Here is a 19,613-nt window from a genome sequence, read left to right as displayed (position 1 = left end):
TCCACAGTTGGTGTTCACTTCACTTGTATTGCGCTCAACATCGCCCATCTCGGTAGGACCAGAGTAATGGGGGCATTCGATGACGGACAGTGTAGAGCCGACCGCACGCGACGTAGCGGAATTTATGGTGGGCATGATCAGCCCAACCGGGAATCTCTATCAACAGAGTGTCGCGCATAAGATCAAAGTCCAGTTTGGCGAAGCTTTTGTTTACCGCAATAAGCAGCGCAACTGGGGTATCGCCAAGGCTGTTCTGGTCGAGTTCAACAAGTTGACCAGCGGGGGTGATCTTGACCTCGTTTGGGTACGCTCCGGCCAGTACTGGCGCAAACGCAAATCAACGGACAGCGCTGGCCGCATGGCGAAGTGAAGCCTTGTCCACCGTGTTGCATCTGTGTTGCATGGACTCGCCGGGACGCGGTGGGAAACCAAGAAAATCAGTGGTATTCAGTGCAACACGGACGCAACTCAATTCCGGCCCTGCCTCGCTGTTTGGCGTGAGATAAATATCTGAAATATAAAGAGAATTAATGGTGCACCCGACGGGATTCGAACCCATGGCCCCCAGATTAGGAATCTGGTGCTCTATCCTGCTGAGCTACGGGTGCCCGCCTCTCCTTTAGGCAGCGGCACTCACGCTGGCAACGCGCTTTTGGCGCAAATCCAGCCTCAGTTCGCTTCTTCGGGGGGAATCACCGGGACCAGTACCGGAGCGACCGGAATACCTTCCTCAGCCAATTCCTGCGCCTCCTTCAAGGTGGCGCGGCCGTGGATCGGGGCGACATCCTTTTCCCCGTAGTGCATTGCGCGGGCATCGTCGGCAAACTTTTCGCCCACCCATGTCGATGATTTGAGCGCCTCGGCCTGCATTGCGGCCACCGCCTTCAGCATGGCCACGGCTTGCGGCGGAATGGGGATGTTGGCCATCGGTTGCGATACAGGAACGGATGAAGACTGGTCCGCTTCCGACGCGGGCTTTTCCTGTCTGGTCGATGGCGCAGCAATCTGGTTGCCCTTGCGTCCCACATGGGGGGCCATCACTGCCTTGCTCACGTCAAGCGATCCGCACGACGGGCACGACACCAGCCCGCGCGCCTGCTGGCTTTCATAGTCGGATGACGAGCCGAACCATCCTTCAAACCGGTGCCCCAGTGGCGTGCATTGCAGATCGAAGACAATCATGCGTCCGACTTAGGGATTTCGCGCTTGTTGGCAAGGCTGGGCAATTGGGCGCGCACCTCAGCCGTGCGCGCAGGATCGATGGTGGCAAATCCCAGCCCTGCCGCATCGCCCATGTCCAGCACCACTTCACCCCATGGATCAATCACCAGCGAATGCCCAAACGTCTCTCGCCCATCCTCATGTCGCCCTGCCTGCGCGGTGGCAATCACCCACGCGCTGGCCTCGACCGCGCGCGCGCGCTGCATCAGGTGCCAGTGCGCCTTGCCGGTTGGCACGGTGAACGCGGCCGGAATGCGGATGGCATCGCAGCACCGCCGCCCCAGTTCTTCGAACAGCGCCGGAAACCGCACGTCATAACAGATGGCAAGCCCAAGCCGCCCGATCGGCGTGTCGACCGTAACCACCGCTTCGCCCGGCGTGTAGGCCGCTGATTCGCGCCAGGTTTCGCCCGTCGCCAGATCGACATCGAACATGTGGATCTTGTCGTAACGGCCGCCGATCGCGCCTTCGGGGTCGATCACGACCCCCCGGTTGGCCCACTTGCAGTCCTCGCGCAGAACCGCCAGTGATCCAAGGTCGATCCAGATGCCATGTTCGCGCGCAGTCTCGCGCGCGGCCAACAGCACAGGGTTGTCCGCTTCGACGACGATATGGGGCGCCGCCCGCTTCCGGTCGCGATCAAGCAACCCGCACATTTCCGGCGTGAAAAGCATAACCGCGCCGCCAGCCGCTGCCCGCCGTGCCGCATCGGCGATAGCGATTGCGTTTGCCTGCGGATCGATGCCGCTGGTCATCTGGAACAGCGCGACCCTGGCCGGACCGCGCGCCGACGGGACGCTCACGGCGCCAGCATCGCGTCCAGCTTGCCCGCGGCTTCAAGCGCAGCCAGATCGTCAGACCCGCCAACATGCGCGCCATCAATGAAGATCGATGGAACCGTTGCATGTCCCGGCGCGCGTTCGAGCATCTCTGCCTTCTTCGGCCCGCCCATGGTCACGTCGATTTCTTCATAAGTCACGCCCTTGCCATCGAGCAGCGCCTTGGCGCGGAAGCAATAGGGGCAACCCCATTTGGTATAAATCTCAACCTTGCGTGTATCGGCCATGGAAACCTCTGAATTTGGGGTCTTGAAATGCGGTTTTCGCTAACACACATGGTTGTTCGTGTCATGCGCCGCAAGTCGGGCATGGCCGAAGAACCGCCTGTGCCAGCGCCGGGTTCCCAGGCTGGCAAGGGTAAGTGCAGATTGCTCAAATGATGAGGATATTGCCATGAACCGTCTTGATTTTACCCCCTATCGCCGCACCACCGTGGGTTTTGACCGCTTGTTCGACCTGCTCGAACGGCAGGCCCGCGCCAATGCCGGTGACAATTATCCGCCCTTCAATATCGAACGCCGGGGCGATGACGCCTATCGCATCACGCTGGCCGTGGCAGGGTTCAAGCCCGACGATATCGATATTACCGCCCAGCAAAACCTGCTGACGGTCAAGGGCAGTCGCGCCGAACCGCACGACCGCGAATACCTCCATGTCGGGATCGCCAATCGCGGGTTCGAACGGCGCTTCGAACTGGCCGATTACGTCCGCGTCGAGGCCGCCGATCTGGCCGATGGCCTGCTGACCATCGATCTCGTGCGGGAAGTGCCAGAGGCGATGAAGCCCAAGAAGGTGCTGATCGGTGCCCAGACCCCGCTCAAGGTCATCGAAGGCGACAACACCGCCGCTGCCTGATCGGGTCTGGCGATAATTGCGAAGGGGCGGGCCGCGCGGTTCGCCCCTTTTTTGGCATCACCAGGCCTCGGCCACGTCAACCAGCGCTTCTCGGTCGAGGATGGTCACCCGTCCGCCCTTGAGCGCCACGATGCCGTTATCCACCCACGCCGAAAGCTGGCGGTTGATCTGCTCACGCGACATGCCGGCAAAATTGCCCAGTTCGCCCTGACTCAGCGCGATCTTGAGCTGGTTTCCGGCTTCGCTGTTATCGCCCATCATCAGGCGTAACAGGAAGCGCGCCAGCCTCGGCCCGGACGTATAGGCACGGTCGGCCTCGATCACCGCGTTGTTCTGGCGTAGCCGTCGCGCCATGGCCTTGAGCAGGCGCAGCGACAGCCCCTTGTGCTTTTCGATGATGTCGGCAAAGGCCCCGCGCGTCAGCACCAGCGCCTCCACCGGATCGATTGCCTCGACCGAGGCTGTACGGTCTCCGCCATCCAGAAAAGCGATTTCGCCCAGCACATGCCCGGATTCGGCATAGTCGAGAATGATCTCGCGTCCGTTGGCCGCGACCATGCTGACTCGTGCCAGCCCCTTGAGCACGATGAAGAGGGTCTTGCCCTCCTCACCCTGCGCCATCAATTCCTGTCCGGGCTTGAACTGCCGCACGTTTCCGCGCGCGATGATGTCGGAAAGCTCCGCTTGCTCGCAATCCGCGAACAGGCTCTGCGCAGTTAAAGTGTCTGCCAGTTTTGCCGCGTCCATGCTGCCTTCGCCCCCAAAAGCGTTACCCGCGCAAATAATCAGGGAAAAGGCTGGCTGGCCAGTCCTTTTAGGTTTTGTCAGACCAGTCGCATCTGCTTTACGGCAGCGGCAATGAAACCGCTGAATAGCGGATGCGGATCGAACGGACGACTTTTCAATTCAGGGTGGAACTGTACACCGATGAACCATGGATGGTCGGGCCGCTCGACGATCTCTGGCAGAAGTCCATCGGGCGACATCCCGGAAAACACCAGGCCGCCCTGCTCCAGCCGGTCCTTGTAAGCGACGTTGACTTCGTAGCGATGGCGATGCCGCTCGCTGATCGTGGTTGCGCCATAGACATTGGCGACATGACTGTTGCCTGCCAGCTTTGCCTCATAGGCACCAAGGCGCATTGTGCCGCCCAGATCTCCGCCTTCGGACCGCTTTTCCAGACCCTCGGCGGTCATCCATTCGGTGATGATGCCGACCACCGGCTCCCCGGTCGGCCCGAACTCGGTCGATGAGGCATCGGCGATGCCTGCCGTGTTCCGCGCGCCTTCGATGCAGGCCATCTGCATGCCCAGGCATATCCCGAAGAACGGCACCTTGCGTTCGCGCGCGAACCGAACCGAAGCGATCTTGCCTTCTGTTCCGCGCTCGCCAAACCCGCCCGGCACCAGGATGCCGTGCATCGGTTCAAGACTGGCGGCGATTTCGGCGTCGTCCTTCTCGAACAGTTCGGCGTCCAGCCACTTGATCCGCACCTTGACGCGATTGGCCATGCCGCCATGCGCCAGGGCCTCGTTCAAGGACTTGTAGGCATCCTGCAGGCCGACATATTTGCCGACCACGCCAATCGTCACTTCACCTTCCGGGTTCTGGTAGCGGTCGACGATATCGTCCCACACCGCCAGATCGGGTTCGGGAGCCGTCAGACCGAAATGGCGCAGCACTTCGTTGTCCAGCCCTTCGGCATGATACTGAAGCGGCACGGCATAAATGCTCGAAGCATCGAGCGCCGGGATCACTGCCGATTTGCGCACGTTGCAGAACTGCGCAATCTTGGCCCGTTCACCCTCCGGCAGCGGCTTTTCGCAGCGACACAGCAGAATGTCGGGCTGGATACCAAGCCCGGTCAACTCGCGCACGGAATGCTGGGTCGGCTTCGTCTTCAATTCGCCCGCAGCGGCGATATAGGGCACCAGCGTCACATGGACAAAACACGTCTCGTCGCGCATCTCGTTGTGCAACTGGCGCAGCGCCTCGATGAATGGCAGGCCTTCGATGTCACCCACCGTCCCGCCAATCTCGCACAGCACGAAATCGAGGTCTTCAGTTTCGGCCTGCGCGAACTCCTTGATCGCGTCCGTCACATGCGGGATCACCTGCACCGTCGCGCCCAAGTAATCGCCGCGCCGCTCCTTGGCGATGATGTCGCGATAGATTCGCCCTGAGGTGATGTTGTCCGCCTGCCGCGCCGAAACCCCAGTGAAACGCTCGTAGTGCCCAAGATCAAGGTCGGTTTCCGCCCCGTCGTCGGTCACATAGACCTCGCCGTGCTGATACGGACTCATCGTGCCCGGATCGACGTTCAGATAGGGGTCAAACTTGCGGATTCGCACGCGGAATCCACGCGCCTGCAGCAATGCCGCGAGGCTCGCCGCCATGAGTCCCTTGCCGAGCGAGGAGACCACGCCGCCGGTTATGAAAATGTACCGCGCCATGGGAATTGGGCCTTAGCGTCAGAAGTTGCACACGCGCAAGTGGTTGCCGCTGTAATCTTCACGGCAATCCACAAGCTTGGATGGATTGGCATTGATGGAACGCAACACCAAAGCCACCCCGCAACCCGAACGGCAGCGAGGCGGCATTGCCGCATTGCAGATTTGCGTTACTGTCCGGCGGCGCCGTTCAGTGGATCGCTGGCCGGAGCGGGGACCTGCTGCTGCACAGGCGTACCCTGTGTGCCAGCCCCCTGGGCCGGGGCCAGCGGATCGGCCGCGGGTGCGTTCTGCACCGGCGTCGCGCGGTCAAGCGACGTATCGATCTCGCGGCCCGATGTCTGGCCGACCGCCAGCGTTGCCAGCACGATGCTCAGCACCACAAAGGCTGTCGCCAGCACCGTCGTTGCCCGCGTCATGAAATCCGCTGCGCCACGCGCGGACATGAAGCCCGCAGGGCTGCCGCCCACGCCAAGGCCGCCGCCTTCGGACTTCTGCATCAGGATCGCCACTACCAAAAGGGCTGCAACGATGGCCTGAACCACGGTCAGGAAAATGAACAGCGACATGTATCTCTACCCTTGGCGCGATGCCGCGCAGGAATATCCGGCCTCGATGGAAGGTCCTCGATCAGGGGGCATGTAGGCGTACGAGCGCGCTGGCGCAAGCCGCCAGACGCAGGCGATACCGATCACGCCCTCAGTTCAGGCTTCTCCGATTCCCGCAGCGGCGATGATGGGCAGGAAGGCTTCGGCAGTCAGGCTCGCGCCGCCCACCAAGGCTCCGCTCACGCCTTCGGCTGCCAGCAATTCGGCCGCATTCCCGGCGTTCACCGAACCGCCATACAGGATGCGGACCTTTTCACCCGCTTCGCCATAAAGGCTCACCAACCGCTCGCGGATCGCGGCATGCATCTCTACCACGTCCTCGACAGCCGCCACGCGGCCGGTGCCGATTGCCCATACCGGCTCGTACGCCACGGCGATCCTGCCCAATGCAACCGCATCGGCAGACCCTTCGCCCACTGGCAATGAACCATCGACCTGACCGGAAACCACTTTGATCGCCTTGCGCGCATCGCGCTCTGCCAGCGTCTCGCCAACGCACACGATGATGCCCAGTCCCGCAGCAAGCGCCGCCTCGGCCTTGGCCCGCACCTGCACATCGCTTTCGCCATGATCCTTGCGCCGCTCGCTGTGGCCAAGGATAACGAAGTCCGCCCCGGCATCGACCAGCATCGCGCCCGAAACGTCGCCCGTATGCGCGCCCTTGACCTGTGCGTGGCAATCCTGCCCGCCCACGCCCATTGCGGTAACGGCCTCACGCAGTGCGCCGATCAGCGTGAACGGCGGCGCCAACGCCACCTGCACATCGGGATAACGGCCCGCAGCGCGGTCGATCGCGCGGGCTTCGGCCAGCATGGCACGGCTCCCGTTCATCTTCCAGTTGCCGACGATATATGGACGATGTGGCATATTCGGCCAATTCCCCTGCAATAACCTGAGGCGGTATTGCCCCGCCTCGATCCCTGTTTCTCAGCTACAAAATATCCTGAGTCGCCGCGCGGCTATCAAACCCTTGCCGATTCTGCAAAACGCCTGATCGCATAACCGGCAAAAACGATCATCGCACGGTCAACAAAATCTTTGCGTGACCGCGCGCACCAACCACAGGTTTCAAGTGCATTCCGCCCTGCATGGGCGGCACAGGCATACCGGGCATTGCGGGAAATGTCTTTGCCCCCTAAAGCGTCGGAAATTTTCCCTCCGGGCCAATATTCGTGCCCAGATTGACGAGACGAACACCCGCAAAATGCTCGGCTTCTTCCGCTCCTTTCTCAAGTCCCGCTTCGGCGCTGCCATCGCGCTCGTGTTCCTTGGCCTTATCGCGCTCGCCTTTGCCAGCGCAGATGTCACCGGCAGCGGCTTTGGCGGCATCGCGGGCGGCGATCGCGTGGCCAAGGTCGGCTCTGCCCGCATCGGCACGGCAGAATTGACCAAGGCACTCACCAACGCCTTCGAACAGCAGCGCCAAAAGTCACCCGGCCTGACCATGAAGCAGTTCCTCGATAGCGGCGGCATGGATGGCGTGCTTGACGACATGGTCGACCGGCTCGCGCTTGCCGAATGGGGCAAGAAGCACGGCCTTGCGGTAAGCGATCGTCTGGTCGATAGCGAAATCGTCAAGATTGGCGCGTTTCAGGGACCGGACGGCAAATTCAGCCAGTCGGCCTACGAACAACTGCTCGCCCAGCGCGGCCTGACTGACAAGGAAGTTCGCTCCGATCTCGCGCAGGGCCTGATGGCCCGGCAACTTCTGCTGCCCGCAGCCTTCGGTGCGCAAATGCCCACCGAAGCGGTGGTCCGCTATGCCTCCCTGCTGACCGAAAAGCGCAGCGGCACCGTCTTTACCATACCCTCGCTTGCCTTCATTCCGCAAACCCCGCCCGATGCAGCGACGGTCACCGCGTTCTACAACGCGAACAAGGCCCGTTACATGCAGCCGGAACGCCGCACGATCCGCTACACCCTGGTCAACGAGGCGAGCCTGAAGAATGTCGCCGCGCCGACCGAGGCGGAAATTGCCAACCGCTACAAACTGAACAGCGCAGTCTACGCCCCCAGCGAACAGCGCACGGTAACACAGGTGATCGTGCCCACCGAAGCCGCAGCAAAGGCGCTCGCCGGTGAAGTGGCCAAGGGCGGGTCGCTTGATGCCGCCGCCCGCGCCAAGGGCCTTGCCGCCAGCCAGCTGGTCGATCAGACCAAGCAGAACCTCGCCAACCAGACGGCGCAAGCCGTGGCCGATGCAGCCTTTGCCGCAGCATCGGGAACGCTGGCCGCACCCGCCAAGTCCGGCCTCGGCTGGCATGTCATCAAGGTCGATGCGGTCAAGCGCAATCCCGGCAAGACGCTCGATCAGGCGCGCGCCGAACTCGTCGCAATGCTGACTCTGGAAAAGCGCCGCGCCGCGCTGTCCGATCTGGCTGCGCAAGTCGAACAGGAAGTCGATGGCGGCACCGGCCTTGCCGATATTGCCAAGACTCTCGGCCTCACCCTCTCGACCACGCAACCTTTGCTCGCCGATGGCAGCGTGTTCGGCAAACCTGCCGAAAAGGCCCCGGCTGAAGTTGCGCCGCTCATCCAGGCGGCCTTTGCGATGGAGCGCGAAGGCGAACCGCAGCTAGCCGAACTCAAGCCCGGCGAAGTCTTCGCCGTGTTCGACGTTGGCCAGTTGACGGCATCCACACCCGCCCCGCTTGACCGGATCAGGGACGTCGTGATGCGCGATTGGGGCCTCGATCAAGGTTCGGCCAAGGCAAAGGCTGCCGCTGACAAGATTCTTGCCGCGCTGGCCAAAGGCACCCCGCTTGCCGATGCGATCAAGGTCGCAGGCGTTCCCCTGCCCGCACCGCAGCCGGTCGAAATGGGCCGCCAGCAGCTTTCCGCCATGCAAGGGCAAGTGCCGCCTGCGCTGGCGCTGTTGTTCGCCATGGCCGAAGGCTCGCACAAGCGTCTCGAAGGCCCCAACAAGGCGGGCTGGTATGTCGTCAGCCTCAAGGACATCGTGCCGGGCGATATCAAGCGCGGCGATCCCGTGCTGGCGCAGGCATCGCGTGAATTCAGCACGGTCACGGGCAACGAATATGCCGAAAGCCTGCGCCGCGCGATCCGCAACGATGTCGGCGTCGAACGCAACGAAGCTGCGATCAAGGCGGTGCGCGACCAGTTGACCGGCGCCAACGCCCAGTAATCCGATGCTTACGATTGACGCCACCATCACCGCCGCACTGCCTGAAAACCACGGCCCCGCGCTCGCCCAGCTTTCCGCCGGTGCCCCGGCGCTGATCTGGCGCAAGCTGATCGTCGATACCGAAACGCCGGTTGGCGCAGCGCTCAAGCTGATGGAATCAGGCCGTGGCGATTTCCTGCTGGAATCGGTGCAGGGCGGCGAAGTACGGGGACGATACAGCCTGCTCGGCCTCGATCCCGACCTTGTCTTTCGCGCCACGGGCACCAGCGCCGAAATCAACCGCATCTGGCGGCATGACAAGGCCTCGTTCGTCACGCTCCCCGGCAACGCCCTTGCCGAACTGCGCGCGCTCGTCGCGGCCTGCCGTATCGATGTGCCCGTCGCCTTGCCCCCGGCACTGGCCTGCCTCGTCGGCTATTTCGGCTATGAGACCATCGGCCTTGTCGAGAAACTTCCCCGCGCGCCGCAAAGCGATCTCGTCCTGCCCGACATGCTGTTCTCCCGGCCCACGGTGGTACTGGTGTTCGACCGTCTGTCCGACGAACTGTTCGCCATTGCGCCGGTCTGGGCCGAAGGCGGCAGCCCTGCACACCTGCTCGAAGCAGCCACAGACCGCATCGACAACGCCCTGCGCAAGCTGGCCGACGCCGTGCCTGCCGATCCGCGCCTTTCGGAAACGGTGGACGTCACCCCCCAACCGGTCATGCCCGCGTCCAACTATGCCGGCATGGTGAACGCGGCGAAGGACTATATCGAGGCAGGCGACATCTTCCAGGTCGTCCTCGCCCAGCGCTTCACCGCGCCCTTCCCGCTGCCGCCCATCGCGCTCTATCGCGCCTTGCGCCGCATTAACCCCTCGCCGTTCCTCTATTTCCTCGACCTGCCGGGCTTCGCGCTCACCGGCTCCAGCCCGGAAATCCTTGTCCGCATCCGCGATGGCGAAGTCACCATCCGCCCCATCGCCGGAACCCGCCCGCGCGGCAAAACGCCTGAGGAAGACCGCGCCAACGAACTGAGCCTGCTCGAAGACCCCAAGGAACGCGCCGAACACCTGATGCTGCTGGACCTCGGCCGCAACGATGTGGGCCGCGTAGCCAAGGCAGGCACGGTCAAGGTCACCGAAAGCTACACCGTCGAACGCTACAGCCACGTCATGCACATCGTCTCGAACGTGGTCGGCCAGCTCGACACCACCCGCGCCGACAGCGTGGACGCCCTATTCGCCGGTTTCCCGGCAGGCACCGTCAGCGGCGCGCCAAAGGTGCGCGCCTGCGAGATCATCGCGCAGCTCGAACCCGAAACCCGCGGCGCCTACGCCGGCGGCGTCGGCTACTTCGCCCCCGACGGCTCGGTCGACAGCTGCATCGTCCTGCGCACCGGCATCGTCAAAGACGGCATGCTCCACGCCCAGGCAGGCGCAGGCATCGTCGCCGACAGCACCCCCGAATACGAACAACGCGAATGCGAGCTGAAGTCGGGCGCTTTGTTCGCTGCGGCGCGCGAGGCAGTGCGTGTGGCGAGCGAAGCGGGATTTGGACAATGAGCACCAGCTTTGCGGTCACCATGCCTTTCGAGGAGTATCTGGCAGCAAACTGGCTAATGATTCGTCGAAACTGGTTGTGGCGCGGTGTCATCAGGTACCTGCTGGTTTTGGGTCCTATCTTGGCTGCAATCATCGAATCTGGTGCGTGGGTCCGCGACGGTTTCGACGCTGCCCGACTTGTAGCATCGTTACTCTTGGGTCTCGCATTTGCGGCGGGAGCGCTGGCCGTGACCTTTTTGTGGTTTAGTTGGTCCGTTCCGCGTTCCGCGCGAAAGGCATATGCCGAACTGAAACTTGATGGCGTTGCCACGACTTACACTTTCAATCAGACCGAACTGCTGGTGTCCAATACATTGGGCACCGCACGGCTCCCTTGGGACCACATCACGACTTGGACAGAAAATACTCGGATGATACTGCTCTGCCGGACACGAATGATGTTCTTCTGTATTCCCAAGTCGCAAGTTGATGTTGGCGAGCTTGAGGCACTGCGCAGTGCACTCATCGCCGCAAACGTGCCAATTCGCTAGGCCGGCCAATGATCCTCGTCATCGACAACTACGACAGCTTCACCTGGAACCTCGTCCATTACCTGATGGAGATGGGCGCGGAGGTCGAAGTCGTGCGCAACGATGCGCTCACCGCCGCACAGGCCATCGCAACCGGTGCACAAGGGTTCCTGCTCTCGCCCGGCCCGTGTACCCCCAATGAGGCGGGCATCAGCCTCGACCTCGTCGGAGCCGCTGCCGACGCCAAGCTGCCGCTGCTCGGCGTGTGCCTCGGCCACCAGTCGATCGGACAGTATTTCGGCGGCAAGGTCGTGCGCGGCGGGCTGATGCATGGGAAGACCTCGCCCGTCACCCACGATGGCACCGGCGTGTTCGAAGGGCTGCCCAGCCCGTTCATCGCCACGCGCTATCACTCGCTGATCGTCACCGACATTCCCGCCTGCCTCGAAGTCAACGCACAGTCCGATGACACGCACGTCATGGGCTTCCGCCACACCTCGCTACCCATCCACGGCGTCCAGTTCCACCCGGAGAGCATCGCCACCGAGCACGGCCACGCGATGATCGGCAATTTCCTCAAGCTCTGCGGCATCAACATCCGCCCTGTCCCGGCATGAGCGCGCTGCCCGACGCCCTCCACCCGCTGGAAGAGGCCGAAGCCGAACAGGCCTTCGCCGCGATTCTCGATGGCAAGGTGCCCGACGATCAGATCGCCCACTTCCTCGTCGCGCTGTCGGATCGCGGTGAGACAGCCAGCGAAATCGCAGGTGCCGCCCGCGCCATGCGCGCCCGCATGATCCCCATCATCGCGCCTGACAATGCCATCGACGTCTGCGGCACCGGCGGCGATGGGCATCACACGCTCAACGTCTCCACCGCTGTCAGCCTCGTTGTTGCGGCCTGCGGGGTGCCCGTCGCCAAGCACGGTAATCGCGCCGCCAGTTCCAAGGCCGGCGCTGCTGACACGTTGGAAGCGCTCGGCCTGAACCTCGATCGCGCGGCCGAAACCGCCGAGGCCACGCTGAACGATCTCGGCATATGCTTCCTCTTTGCCGCGCGCCACCACCCGTCGATGGGCCGCATCATGCCCATCCGCAAGGCGCTGGGCCGCCGCACCATCTTCAACCTGATGGGACCACTGGCCAATCCCGCAGGCGTCCGCCGCCAGCTCGTCGGCATCGCCCGACCCGCCTATGTGCCGATCTACGCCGAAGCCCTCCTGCGCCTTGGCACCGACCACAGCCTGGTCATTTCCGGCGATGAAGGCCTGGACGAACTGAGTCTGGCGGGCGGCAACGAACTGGCCGAAGTGAAAGACGGTGAACTCGCCATGCGCCGGATCACCCCTGCAGACGCAGGCCTGCCCACCGCCCCGGTCGATGCCATCCGTGGCGGAGACGCCGCCCACAACGCCGCCGCCCTGCGCGCGCTCCTCCAGGGTGAACAAGGCCCCTACCGCAACGCCGTCCTGTTCAACGCCGCCGCCGCGCTGATCGTGGCAGGCGAAGCGCGGGACTGGCACGAAGGCGTAGAAGAAGTCGCCGAAGCCATCGACAAGGGCCTCGCCAATGCGCTGCTCAACTGCTGGATTTCGGCGCTCAAATAAGCACGTCCACCCACCCCCAACCCCTCCCGCAAGCGGGAGGGGAGAACGAATGCCGCACGACCAATAGCCCTCCCGCAAGCGGGAGGGCCGCGAGACTTACTGAACGCAGTGAAGTTAGTCGCAGCGGGGTGGGCCTTAGCCTCAACCCAACCCACAAACCCCGTTCGTGTCGAGCGAAGTCGAGACACACTCCGCCCCACGCACCACACCCGCCCCGTTCGTCCTGAGCCTGTCGAAGGACATGCGCCACACCGGCCCCAAAACCCACTCGACTAAACCCGCCCCACAGGCCAAAAGCCGCCCCACCATGACCGACAAACTCACCGAAATCTGCGACACCAAGCGCAGCGAAGTCGCCGCCCGCAAGGCAGCCATCAGCCGTGGCGAACTGGAAAGCCGCGCCGCGCAGCAAACGCCGCCGCGCGGGTTCGAAGCAGCCCTTCGCGCCAAGGCCGCCACCGGATATGCGCTGATTGCCGAGATCAAGAAGGCCAGCCCGTCCAAGGGTCTGATCCGCGCCGATTTCAGCCCCGCCGCCCACGCTGCCGCCTATCAGGCGGGAGGCGCTGCCTGCCTCTCGGTCCTCACCGACGCGCCCTATTTTCAGGGCCACGAGGACTACCTGATCGAAGCCCGCGCCGCCTGCACCCTGCCAGTGATCCGTAAGGATTTCATGGTCGATCCGTGGCAGTGCCTTGAGGCCCGCGCCATCGGCGCCGACGCCATCCTGATCATCGCCGCCTGCCTGTCAGACGCGCAAATGGCCGAGATCGAAGCCGCCGCCCGCCAACACGGCATGGACGCCCTCGTCGAAGTCCACAACGAAGCGGAAATGGAACGCGCCGCCCGCCTCAAATCCCGCCTGATCGGCGTAAACAACCGCGACCTCAAACGCTTCGTTACCGACCTCGACACCACGGAGCGCCTTGCGCCATTAGCACCCGAAGGCACACTGCTTGTGGCAGAGAGCGGCATCAACACCCACGCGGACCTGTTGCGCCTCGAAAAGTGCGGCGCGCGTACGTTTCTGGTGGGCGAAGCGCTGATGCGCCAAGCAGATGTGGAAGCGGCTACGCGGGGGTTGTTGGAGGGGTGATAACAAGCCATCTTTTAGGTTGTGAAGTATATCAACTACTTGCGTTGCGCGTGGTCCGAAAGATTGGTGGTCACGTGCGCAAAATGTTCGGCTGAAAATGGTCCATCCAATCTCACTCTCATCGGGCCTGCGGTAGGTTTGATCCAGTAACTCTTGTAGATTTTGGAGGCAGGATCATAAATCCCCCATCGTCCCAAAGTGTATATCTCAGTGCGCAGCGGAATCACTTCACGTAACCGATTCCAAGGTAAAATTGGCTCAGCGATAGTCCCGGTTGCCCAGACATCAGCTTTCTTATTTGTCCTGATGGTGAAAATGCGGATCGGACAACGGGCTTTGTCAGGGTAAGTAACCCGACAGGCGCGCTGCACGATATTGCCCATCGCTTCGCTTTCAACGACCATAACCCGGTTCGGATCTGCCGCGACATGCATCAGCCCTTCGGAATATCCGTCTTCTTCCAGGAAAGTCCAATGGCTCCAGGAAAGGTTTGCAACAAACAAGCCGACCATAGTCGCTAACACAGCCAAATATCCTAAGCGGGATTTGATCGATCCAATCGCGATGGCGACGAGCAGCAGTGGAAACACATTGAGCCAGAACAGCGTACGAGGTGCAACGATCGGCTTTACATAGCCGACGGCGCAAAACACGACCGTTGCCAAAACAAGCAAAATCGTGATCGCCCGCGTCGCCAACGTACTCCAAGTCCTCACCATTGCCAAAACAATCAAACCGGCAATCATGACGAAGGTGATACGCTCTGCTCCATCGACTGCGCGAACGAGATAGCTGTTTCTCGAAACCAATCGCGCAAGTTTGCGTCCACCGACCGGTTCTATCCAGCTGATGTTGTGATTGACGCCGCGCATCTGGATGACGGTGATCGAGAGCCACCACGCCGCGCCCACCAGAACTACTAAATTGGCAATTGCAAGGATCACAAGGAGGCGTCCACGGTTTTCCAGCAATGTGCGCCAGCGCAATACAAATACACCAGCAGTGGCTGCCACCGGCCAGATCACCATGGTGGTGTGGCTGTAGATCGCGACAAGCGATCCAATCGCATAACACGCAACCGCTGGCAGCGCATGCCGCCTATCCATCTGCGGCTGCTCTATCATGGCAAACAGCCCAAAGAGAGACAGCACGACTCCATCGAACGCAAAGATATATCCGCGGGCGGCCAAACTGAAAAACACATGGTGCGCCGATAAGCCTGTCAGCACGACGACAGCGATTGCCGCTCGAATGCCGAAGCGAGGCCGCACCAACATCGCCAGCATCGCAATCCCGACTGCCGCGCCGATGATTGATAGCCAGCGTATCGCCATTTCTGAGTGACCGAACAAGGAAACCCATACATGAAGCATAGAATAGTATAAAGGCGGGTTTGTTTCCCGCACCATCCAATCGCTCCACAGTACTGACAGGGGCTGCTCTGCAAAAAACAGCGATGCAAAATCATCGAACCCCAAGGAGTAGTCAGCCAATTCAATCCGCACAATAATCGCAGCAATTATGAGCGCTGCAAGAAATAGTGCTTCTCTGATGGAGAATCCTGCACGTGTCACCAGACGCGTTATGCAATCCAAAATCACTTTGGCGCCCCTGCCCGCCGACGCTTGTGTTGTCCCCATACGATGCTGCTTGCTGCACCGAAGTTGAAAACCGCCCCCATCAAAGCACCGCCAATGCCCGCAATCGTCCAGCTTTGCGTACGACTTATAACGAGTTCGGCAACGCCGACATTGGCAATCGCGCCTATACTGCAAATGATGATAAAAAGAGCCAGCCCCCGCACGAAATTCAAGCCGACAAGACGGCGATCGCGGTAGGTAAACTCATTATTGATGACATAATTGAATATCATGGAAGTGTACGTTGCCAGCGCTTGCGCATGAATAAAATTCATGCCCCCCCGCGCACCACTGAAAAGAACTGCCAGATGAACCAGCAGACCCAGCCCACCCACTCCGGCGAAAAGAACGAACCGTGGCGGTATCCATCCACGCGTCACCTTGTCGATAAGCAAAAATGCGAACTCGGCAACAACCATCAGGCTGATCTTGCTTTCACCTTGGGCACGATTTCTGAAAATGTACGGTACTTCAATCACCTTTAATTTGTGCGTGGCCGATGTAAGAATATCGATCAGTATCTTGTAACCCTGCTGCGAAAGTCCGTAGAGCGTGGAGACAAACACGGCACGACGAATGAGAAAAAATCCGCTGACCGGATCGGTTGCCTGATAGCCGGTCAGTCGACGACTGAGACGGGTCGCAAGATCGCTCATCCGGGCGCGCGTCGCGTCCCAATCCCCTACTGAACCATCCCCGGCGTACCGGGTGCCAACAACCAGATCTGCGTCCTCGTCCAAAAGGCGGTGGTACATGATTGGCAATTTTGTTTCGTCATGCTGAAAATCGGCGTCCATTACCGCGATGACATCACCATTCGCCGCCAGCACCCCTTCGGTCACTGCCGAAGACAACCCCCTGCGACCGATCCGGCGAAGACATCTCAGTCTTGGCTCTGTTTGCGCGATACGCAACACTTCGTCGTAAGTACCATCACGACTATCGTCATCAACGACGATCATTTCCCACGGCAAATCCCCTAACACTCCGCGCACAGCCTCTACCAGCGGCGCGATGTTTGAAAATTCATTGAAAGTGGGAATGACTACAGACAAACGAGGGGCCAGTACATGGCGCTCCGCCTGCACTTCGGATCGAAGAATGCTTGCCACCTGGGATGACCCTTTTATGATAAGTATATACTTACTCTTATCTTGAAAAAGGAGAGTCAATCCGTTTTTGCCGCATCGCAGCAATTCTTTGCTATATATGATATTTTGCATTGATATTACTTAATTTTATATTTTTGCGCTGCACCCATCTCTTGACACAATCAAGGTAGCCCTGCTTGCAGCGACCTTCCACAGACTTTGCAGAAAGCATTGAGATATATAAATATTATAGCATTCCATATTCTCAGAACCAAAGTGGACTATTTTTATTTGAATATACTATACTTACTTTCGATATAGTACGATCATCGTATTCTCTCCAGCCCGATACATCTCTCGTGCACGGCACCGTCGCCGGTCGTGCTCGCCGCCTTGTCAGGTGGCACTCTCCTTGAAAAGCCCCGCATTCCGGGCCAAAGCGGGGGCGTCGGAGTTTTGCTCTGGACTGTATAAACCTGTTCAGGGAAGTTAGGGCTGGGATGAACGGATTGACTCACCTCGATTCGGGCGGCACCGCGCGGATGGTCGATGTCGGTGCGAAGGCCGAGACGCACCGGGTGGCCATCGCCAAGGGTGCGATCCGCATGAACGCGGCCACGCTCGCCTCCGTGCGCGAGGGCAACGCGCCCAAGGGCGACGTGCTCGGCGCCGCGCGCATCGCCGGGATCATGGCCGCGAAGAAGACCGGCGATCTGATCCCGCTGTGCCACCCCCTCGCGCTCGACGCGGTGAACGTGGACTTTGCGTTCACCGAAACCGGTGTGGAATGCACCGCCACCGCCTCTCTGACAGGCAAGACCGGGATCGAGATGGAAGCGCTCACCGCCGTATCGGTCGCGCTGCTGACCGTCTACGACATGGCCAAGGCGCTGGACAAAGGCATGGTCATCGAAGGTATCCGCCTGATCGAGAAGCGCGGCGGCAAGTCCGGCATTTGGGTAGCGCCCGAATGAGAACGCCGCCGCTTCCCCTCGCCGAAGCGCAGGCGCGCCTGCTCGCGCTCGCCGCTGCCGTTCCGGTCGAACACCGCGCCGTCGGTGAATGCATCGGCCATTATCTCGCGGCCCCGCTGCACGCCCGCCGTACCCAGCCCGCCGCGCCGCTCTCGGCCATGGACGGCTATGCCTTGCGCTCCGCAGACCTTCCCGGACCGTGCGACGTGATCGGGGAAAGCGCTGCGGGCCATCCGTTCGCAGGCACGATCGGCAAAGGCCAAGCCTCCCGGATCAGCACCGGCGCGGTCGTTCCGCAAGGCGCGGACATGGTGCTGTTGCAGGAAGACGCCACCCGCGAAGGCGACGCGGTGCGCCTGACCGGCGAGGCGCCCGCGCCGCTCCAGCGGCATATCCGTCCCGCCGGAATGGACTTTGCCGAACATTCCGTGCTGATTGCGGCGGGCAGCCGCATCGGCCCCGCGCAGATCGCGCTCGCCATTGCAGGCGGCTACAGCCACCTCCCGGTCCATCGCCCGATCTCGCTGACCGTCATCGACAGCGGCGATGAACTTGTTCTGCCCGGCCAATTGCCGGATTTGCATCAGCTCCCGGCAAGCAACGGACCGATGCTGTGCGCGATGGCCGCCGCGCTTCCCACCCGAATCACACACCGCGGCCCTGTGGCAGACAGCCTTGCAGACCTTGCCGCCACTCTGGACGCCGCCCGCGATGCGGATGTGATAGTGACCAGCGGCGGCGCTTCGGTCGGTGACCATGATCTTGTCCGCCCCGCGCTCGAAGCCATTGGCGCCACCATCGATTTCTGGCGCGTCGGGATAAAGCCGGGCAAACCGTTGCTCATTGCCAGGCGGAACACGCAGATCATCATCGGCCTGCCGGGAAATCCGGCTTCGGCCTATGTCACCGCCTTCCTGTTCCTGATGCCGCTGCTGCGCGCCATGCTTGGCGCAGCGCAGCCTTTGCCGCGAACGATTCCAGCCCGCCTCGCCGGTCCGATGGGCAAGGGGGGAAGTCGCATGGAATTCCTGCGGGCGCAGTGGGATGGAGCCACGGTGGCGCTCGATCCCTTGCAGGATTCAGGGGCGCTATCCCCACTTTCCCGCGCGAACGCCCTGATCGTGCGCGATGCCGGAGCCGATGCCAGGCCGACAGGAGCGCATGTTCCGGTTTACCTGCTCGAAAATGGCGGTATTGCTTGACGGGTTGCAATTGGTTGCTTATCCGTTCCGCATTCGTTCACTCGCGGAGAACCGCCAATGTTGACGCGCAAGCAGCATGAACTGCTCACCTTCATCCAGATCCGTCTGGAAGAATCCGGCATTTCCCCCAGTTTTGAGGAAATGAAGGAAGCGCTTGATCTCAAGTCGAAGTCGGGGGTGCATCGCCTGATCTCGGCACTGGAAGAGCGCGGCTTCATTCGCCGCCTGGCCAATCGCGCCCGCGCGCTGGAAGTCATCCGCCAGCCTGAAAGCGCAGTAAGCAAACCTGCCTCGGCGCCGTTGCAACCGGCTGCCAACATCGCTTCAGTGGCCGCCCCGCCGCGCGCCGCGCCAAAGGCCACACCCGCGCCGGCGAATGACGTCATCGAATTGCCGCTACACGGCAAAATCGCCGCTGGCATGCCGATCGAGGCGCTTGAAACGGCTGCAACCTTGCCCGTGCCTGCCGCACTGCTTGGCGCGGGCGAGCATTACGCACTGGAAGTGTCGGGCGATTCCATGATCGAAGCTGGCATTTTCGATGGTGACTATGCGCTCGTGCGCAAGACCGACGCCGCGCGCGATGGCGAAATCGTCGTTGCACTGGTACGCGGAGAGGAAGCAACGCTCAAGTATCTCCACCGTGAAAAGGGCATGATCCGGCTCGATCCCGCCAATGCCGCCTACGATCCCCAGTTCTACCGGCCCGATGAAGTGGCCGTGCAAGGCAAACTCGCCGGATTGCTGCGCCGCTATCATTGATCGCGATTATCGCTTTTGCATATGGTCTTACCCTCCTCGTCTCCCCGGACTTGATCCGGGGACCATCCCTGC

20 protein-coding genes and 1 tRNA gene are annotated in these 19,613 nt (G+C 61.5%); 11 read left to right on the top strand and 10 right to left on the bottom strand.

All coding sequences use genetic code 11. The annotated features are described in order from the left end of the window. The first annotated feature begins 79 nt into the window (after window positions 1-79). Window positions 80-370, top strand: a complete 291-nt coding sequence (locus LUA85_RS08080; protein ID WP_231468592.1) for a hypothetical protein — start codon at window positions 80-82, stop codon at window positions 368-370. Between the two features lie 161 nt (window positions 371-531). On the opposite strand, the gene LUA85_RS08075 is transcribed toward LUA85_RS08080, so the two are convergent. The 4 genes from LUA85_RS08075 to grxC all read right to left on the bottom strand — a co-directional run bounded on the left by LUA85_RS08075 (window position 532) and on the right by grxC (window position 2,287). Continuing rightward, a tRNA-Arg gene (locus tag LUA85_RS08075) sits at window positions 532-608 on the bottom strand. 61 nt (window positions 609-669) lie between these two features. Continuing rightward, on the bottom strand, window positions 670-1,182 hold the full coding sequence (locus LUA85_RS08070; protein WP_231468590.1) for a DUF1178 family protein: 513 nt from the start codon (window positions 1,180-1,182) through the stop codon (window positions 670-672). Further along, a complete protein-coding gene (locus LUA85_RS08065; RefSeq protein WP_256448234.1) occupies window positions 1,179-2,024 on the bottom strand; it encodes a carbon-nitrogen hydrolase family protein in 846 nt (281 codons plus the stop codon). Before LUA85_RS08065 ends, LUA85_RS08070 begins: the two co-directional genes overlap by 4 nt. Further along, entirely contained in the window at window positions 2,021-2,287 is a 267-nt protein-coding gene (gene grxC / locus LUA85_RS08060; protein WP_231468588.1) for a glutaredoxin 3, read from the bottom strand. The genes LUA85_RS08065 and grxC overlap by 4 nt, the downstream gene beginning before the upstream one ends. A gap of 166 nt (window positions 2,288-2,453) precedes the next feature. Here grxC and LUA85_RS08055 point away from each other — a divergent pair, with 166 nt between their 5' ends. Then, the gene (locus LUA85_RS08055) at window positions 2,454-2,915 is read left to right on the top strand and encodes an Hsp20 family protein (RefSeq protein WP_231468586.1); all 462 of its coding nucleotides are present in this window, start codon (window positions 2,454-2,456) and stop codon (window positions 2,913-2,915) included. 57 nt (window positions 2,916-2,972) lie between these two features. Here LUA85_RS08055 and LUA85_RS08050 read toward each other — a convergent pair whose 3' ends face one another. From LUA85_RS08050 to tpiA, 4 genes are all read right to left on the bottom strand, one after another. Beyond that, window positions 2,973-3,662, bottom strand: coding sequence for a Crp/Fnr family transcriptional regulator (locus LUA85_RS08050; protein WP_231468584.1), 690 nt, complete (start codon window positions 3,660-3,662; stop codon window positions 2,973-2,975). A 77-nt stretch (window positions 3,663-3,739) separates the two neighbouring features. Beyond that, window positions 3,740-5,368, bottom strand: a complete 1,629-nt coding sequence (locus LUA85_RS08045; protein ID WP_231468582.1) for a CTP synthase — start codon at window positions 5,366-5,368, stop codon at window positions 3,740-3,742. Between the two features lie 167 nt (window positions 5,369-5,535). Beyond that, the gene (gene secG, locus LUA85_RS08040) at window positions 5,536-5,928 is read right to left on the bottom strand and encodes a preprotein translocase subunit SecG (protein WP_231471800.1); all 393 of its coding nucleotides are present in this window, start codon (window positions 5,926-5,928) and stop codon (window positions 5,536-5,538) included. A gap of 141 nt (window positions 5,929-6,069) precedes the next feature. After that, the gene (tpiA, locus tag LUA85_RS08035; RefSeq protein ID WP_231468580.1) at window positions 6,070-6,840 is read right to left on the bottom strand and encodes a triose-phosphate isomerase; all 771 of its coding nucleotides are present in this window, start codon (window positions 6,838-6,840) and stop codon (window positions 6,070-6,072) included. 337 nt (window positions 6,841-7,177) lie between these two features. Between tpiA and LUA85_RS08030 the strand changes: the two genes are divergently transcribed. The 6 genes from LUA85_RS08030 to trpC all read left to right on the top strand — a co-directional run bounded on the left by LUA85_RS08030 (window position 7,178) and on the right by trpC (window position 13,872). Next, complete coding sequence (locus LUA85_RS08030; protein ID WP_231468578.1) at window positions 7,178-9,118, top strand: peptidylprolyl isomerase; 1,941 nt, start codon at window positions 7,178-7,180, stop codon at window positions 9,116-9,118. 4 nt (window positions 9,119-9,122) lie between these two features. After that, complete coding sequence (locus LUA85_RS08025) at window positions 9,123-10,661, top strand: anthranilate synthase component I family protein (protein WP_231468576.1); 1,539 nt, start codon at window positions 9,123-9,125, stop codon at window positions 10,659-10,661. Continuing rightward, the gene (locus LUA85_RS08020) at window positions 10,658-11,191 is read left to right on the top strand and encodes a YcxB family protein (RefSeq protein ID WP_231468574.1); all 534 of its coding nucleotides are present in this window, start codon (window positions 10,658-10,660) and stop codon (window positions 11,189-11,191) included. Before LUA85_RS08025 ends, LUA85_RS08020 begins: the two co-directional genes overlap by 4 nt. 8 nt (window positions 11,192-11,199) lie before the next feature. Beyond that, window positions 11,200-11,787 carry an aminodeoxychorismate/anthranilate synthase component II gene (locus tag LUA85_RS08015; RefSeq protein WP_231468572.1) on the top strand — a complete coding sequence of 196 codons (588 nt, stop codon included), beginning with the start codon at window positions 11,200-11,202 and terminating at the stop codon, window positions 11,785-11,787. Continuing rightward, complete coding sequence (gene trpD / locus LUA85_RS08010; protein WP_231468570.1) at window positions 11,784-12,776, top strand: anthranilate phosphoribosyltransferase; 993 nt, start codon at window positions 11,784-11,786, stop codon at window positions 12,774-12,776. Before LUA85_RS08015 ends, trpD begins: the two co-directional genes overlap by 4 nt. A gap of 307 nt (window positions 12,777-13,083) precedes the next feature. Beyond that, window positions 13,084-13,872, top strand: a complete 789-nt coding sequence (trpC, locus tag LUA85_RS08005) for an indole-3-glycerol phosphate synthase TrpC (protein WP_231468568.1) — start codon at window positions 13,084-13,086, stop codon at window positions 13,870-13,872. Between the two features lie 35 nt (window positions 13,873-13,907). On the opposite strand, the gene LUA85_RS08000 is transcribed toward trpC, so the two are convergent. Beyond that, window positions 13,908-15,446, bottom strand: coding sequence for a glycosyltransferase family 39 protein (locus tag LUA85_RS08000; RefSeq protein WP_231468566.1), 1,539 nt, complete (start codon window positions 15,444-15,446; stop codon window positions 13,908-13,910). 23 nt (window positions 15,447-15,469) lie between these two features. Then, window positions 15,470-16,624 carry a glycosyltransferase family 2 protein gene (locus tag LUA85_RS07995; RefSeq protein WP_231468564.1) on the bottom strand — a complete coding sequence of 385 codons (1,155 nt, stop codon included), beginning with the start codon at window positions 16,622-16,624 and terminating at the stop codon, window positions 15,470-15,472. Window positions 16,625-17,103: 479 nt separating this feature from the next. On the opposite strand from LUA85_RS07995, the gene moaC reads away from it, so the two are divergent. The 3 genes from moaC to lexA are packed head-to-tail and all read left to right on the top strand — an operon-like array spanning window position 17,104 to window position 19,541. Then, complete coding sequence (moaC, locus tag LUA85_RS07990; protein WP_231468562.1) at window positions 17,104-17,577, top strand: cyclic pyranopterin monophosphate synthase MoaC; 474 nt, start codon at window positions 17,104-17,106, stop codon at window positions 17,575-17,577. Continuing rightward, window positions 17,574-18,779 carry a molybdopterin molybdotransferase MoeA gene (locus LUA85_RS07985; protein WP_231468560.1) on the top strand — a complete coding sequence of 402 codons (1,206 nt, stop codon included), beginning with the start codon at window positions 17,574-17,576 and terminating at the stop codon, window positions 18,777-18,779. Before moaC ends, LUA85_RS07985 begins: the two co-directional genes overlap by 4 nt. A gap of 57 nt (window positions 18,780-18,836) precedes the next feature. Further along, the gene (gene lexA, locus LUA85_RS07980; RefSeq protein WP_231468558.1) at window positions 18,837-19,541 is read left to right on the top strand and encodes a transcriptional repressor LexA; all 705 of its coding nucleotides are present in this window, start codon (window positions 18,837-18,839) and stop codon (window positions 19,539-19,541) included. Window positions 19,542-19,613 lie beyond the last annotated feature (72 nt).

The organism is Novosphingobium sp. CECT 9465, from assembly GCF_920987055.1.
In the GTDB taxonomy this organism is placed as follows: Bacteria; Pseudomonadota; Alphaproteobacteria; order Sphingomonadales; family Sphingomonadaceae; genus Novosphingobium.
Note: the sequence above shows the minus strand (reverse complement) of the source record. Positions and strands in the feature narration are given on the sequence as shown.

Coding starts and splice junctions, on each gene's coding strand:
- LUA85_RS08080 (WP_231468592.1), top strand. CDS start 80: ATGACGGACAGTGTAGAGCCGACCGCACGCGACGTAGCGGAATTTATG.
- LUA85_RS08070 (WP_231468590.1), bottom strand. CDS start 1,182: ATGATTGTCTTCGATCTGCAATGCACGCCACTGGGGCACCGGTTTGAA.
- tpiA (WP_231468580.1), bottom strand. CDS start 6,840: ATGCCACATCGTCCATATATCGTCGGCAACTGGAAGATGAACGGGAGC.
- moaC (WP_231468562.1), top strand. CDS start 17,104: ATGAACGGATTGACTCACCTCGATTCGGGCGGCACCGCGCGGATGGTC.
- lexA (WP_231468558.1), top strand. CDS start 18,837: ATGTTGACGCGCAAGCAGCATGAACTGCTCACCTTCATCCAGATCCGT.
- LUA85_RS08015 (WP_231468572.1), top strand. CDS start 11,200: ATGATCCTCGTCATCGACAACTACGACAGCTTCACCTGGAACCTCGTC.
- LUA85_RS08030 (WP_231468578.1), top strand. CDS start 7,178: ATGCTCGGCTTCTTCCGCTCCTTTCTCAAGTCCCGCTTCGGCGCTGCC.
- LUA85_RS07985 (WP_231468560.1), top strand. CDS start 17,574: ATGAGAACGCCGCCGCTTCCCCTCGCCGAAGCGCAGGCGCGCCTGCTC.
- grxC (WP_231468588.1), bottom strand. CDS start 2,287: ATGGCCGATACACGCAAGGTTGAGATTTATACCAAATGGGGTTGCCCC.
- LUA85_RS08050 (WP_231468584.1), bottom strand. CDS start 3,662: ATGGACGCGGCAAAACTGGCAGACACTTTAACTGCGCAGAGCCTGTTC.
- LUA85_RS08045 (WP_231468582.1), bottom strand. CDS start 5,368: ATGGCGCGGTACATTTTCATAACCGGCGGCGTGGTCTCCTCGCTCGGC.
- trpC (WP_231468568.1), top strand. CDS start 13,084: ATGACCGACAAACTCACCGAAATCTGCGACACCAAGCGCAGCGAAGTC.
- LUA85_RS08025 (WP_231468576.1), top strand. CDS start 9,123: ATGCTTACGATTGACGCCACCATCACCGCCGCACTGCCTGAAAACCAC.
- LUA85_RS08055 (WP_231468586.1), top strand. CDS start 2,454: ATGAACCGTCTTGATTTTACCCCCTATCGCCGCACCACCGTGGGTTTT.
- LUA85_RS08020 (WP_231468574.1), top strand. CDS start 10,658: ATGAGCACCAGCTTTGCGGTCACCATGCCTTTCGAGGAGTATCTGGCA.
- trpD (WP_231468570.1), top strand. CDS start 11,784: ATGAGCGCGCTGCCCGACGCCCTCCACCCGCTGGAAGAGGCCGAAGCC.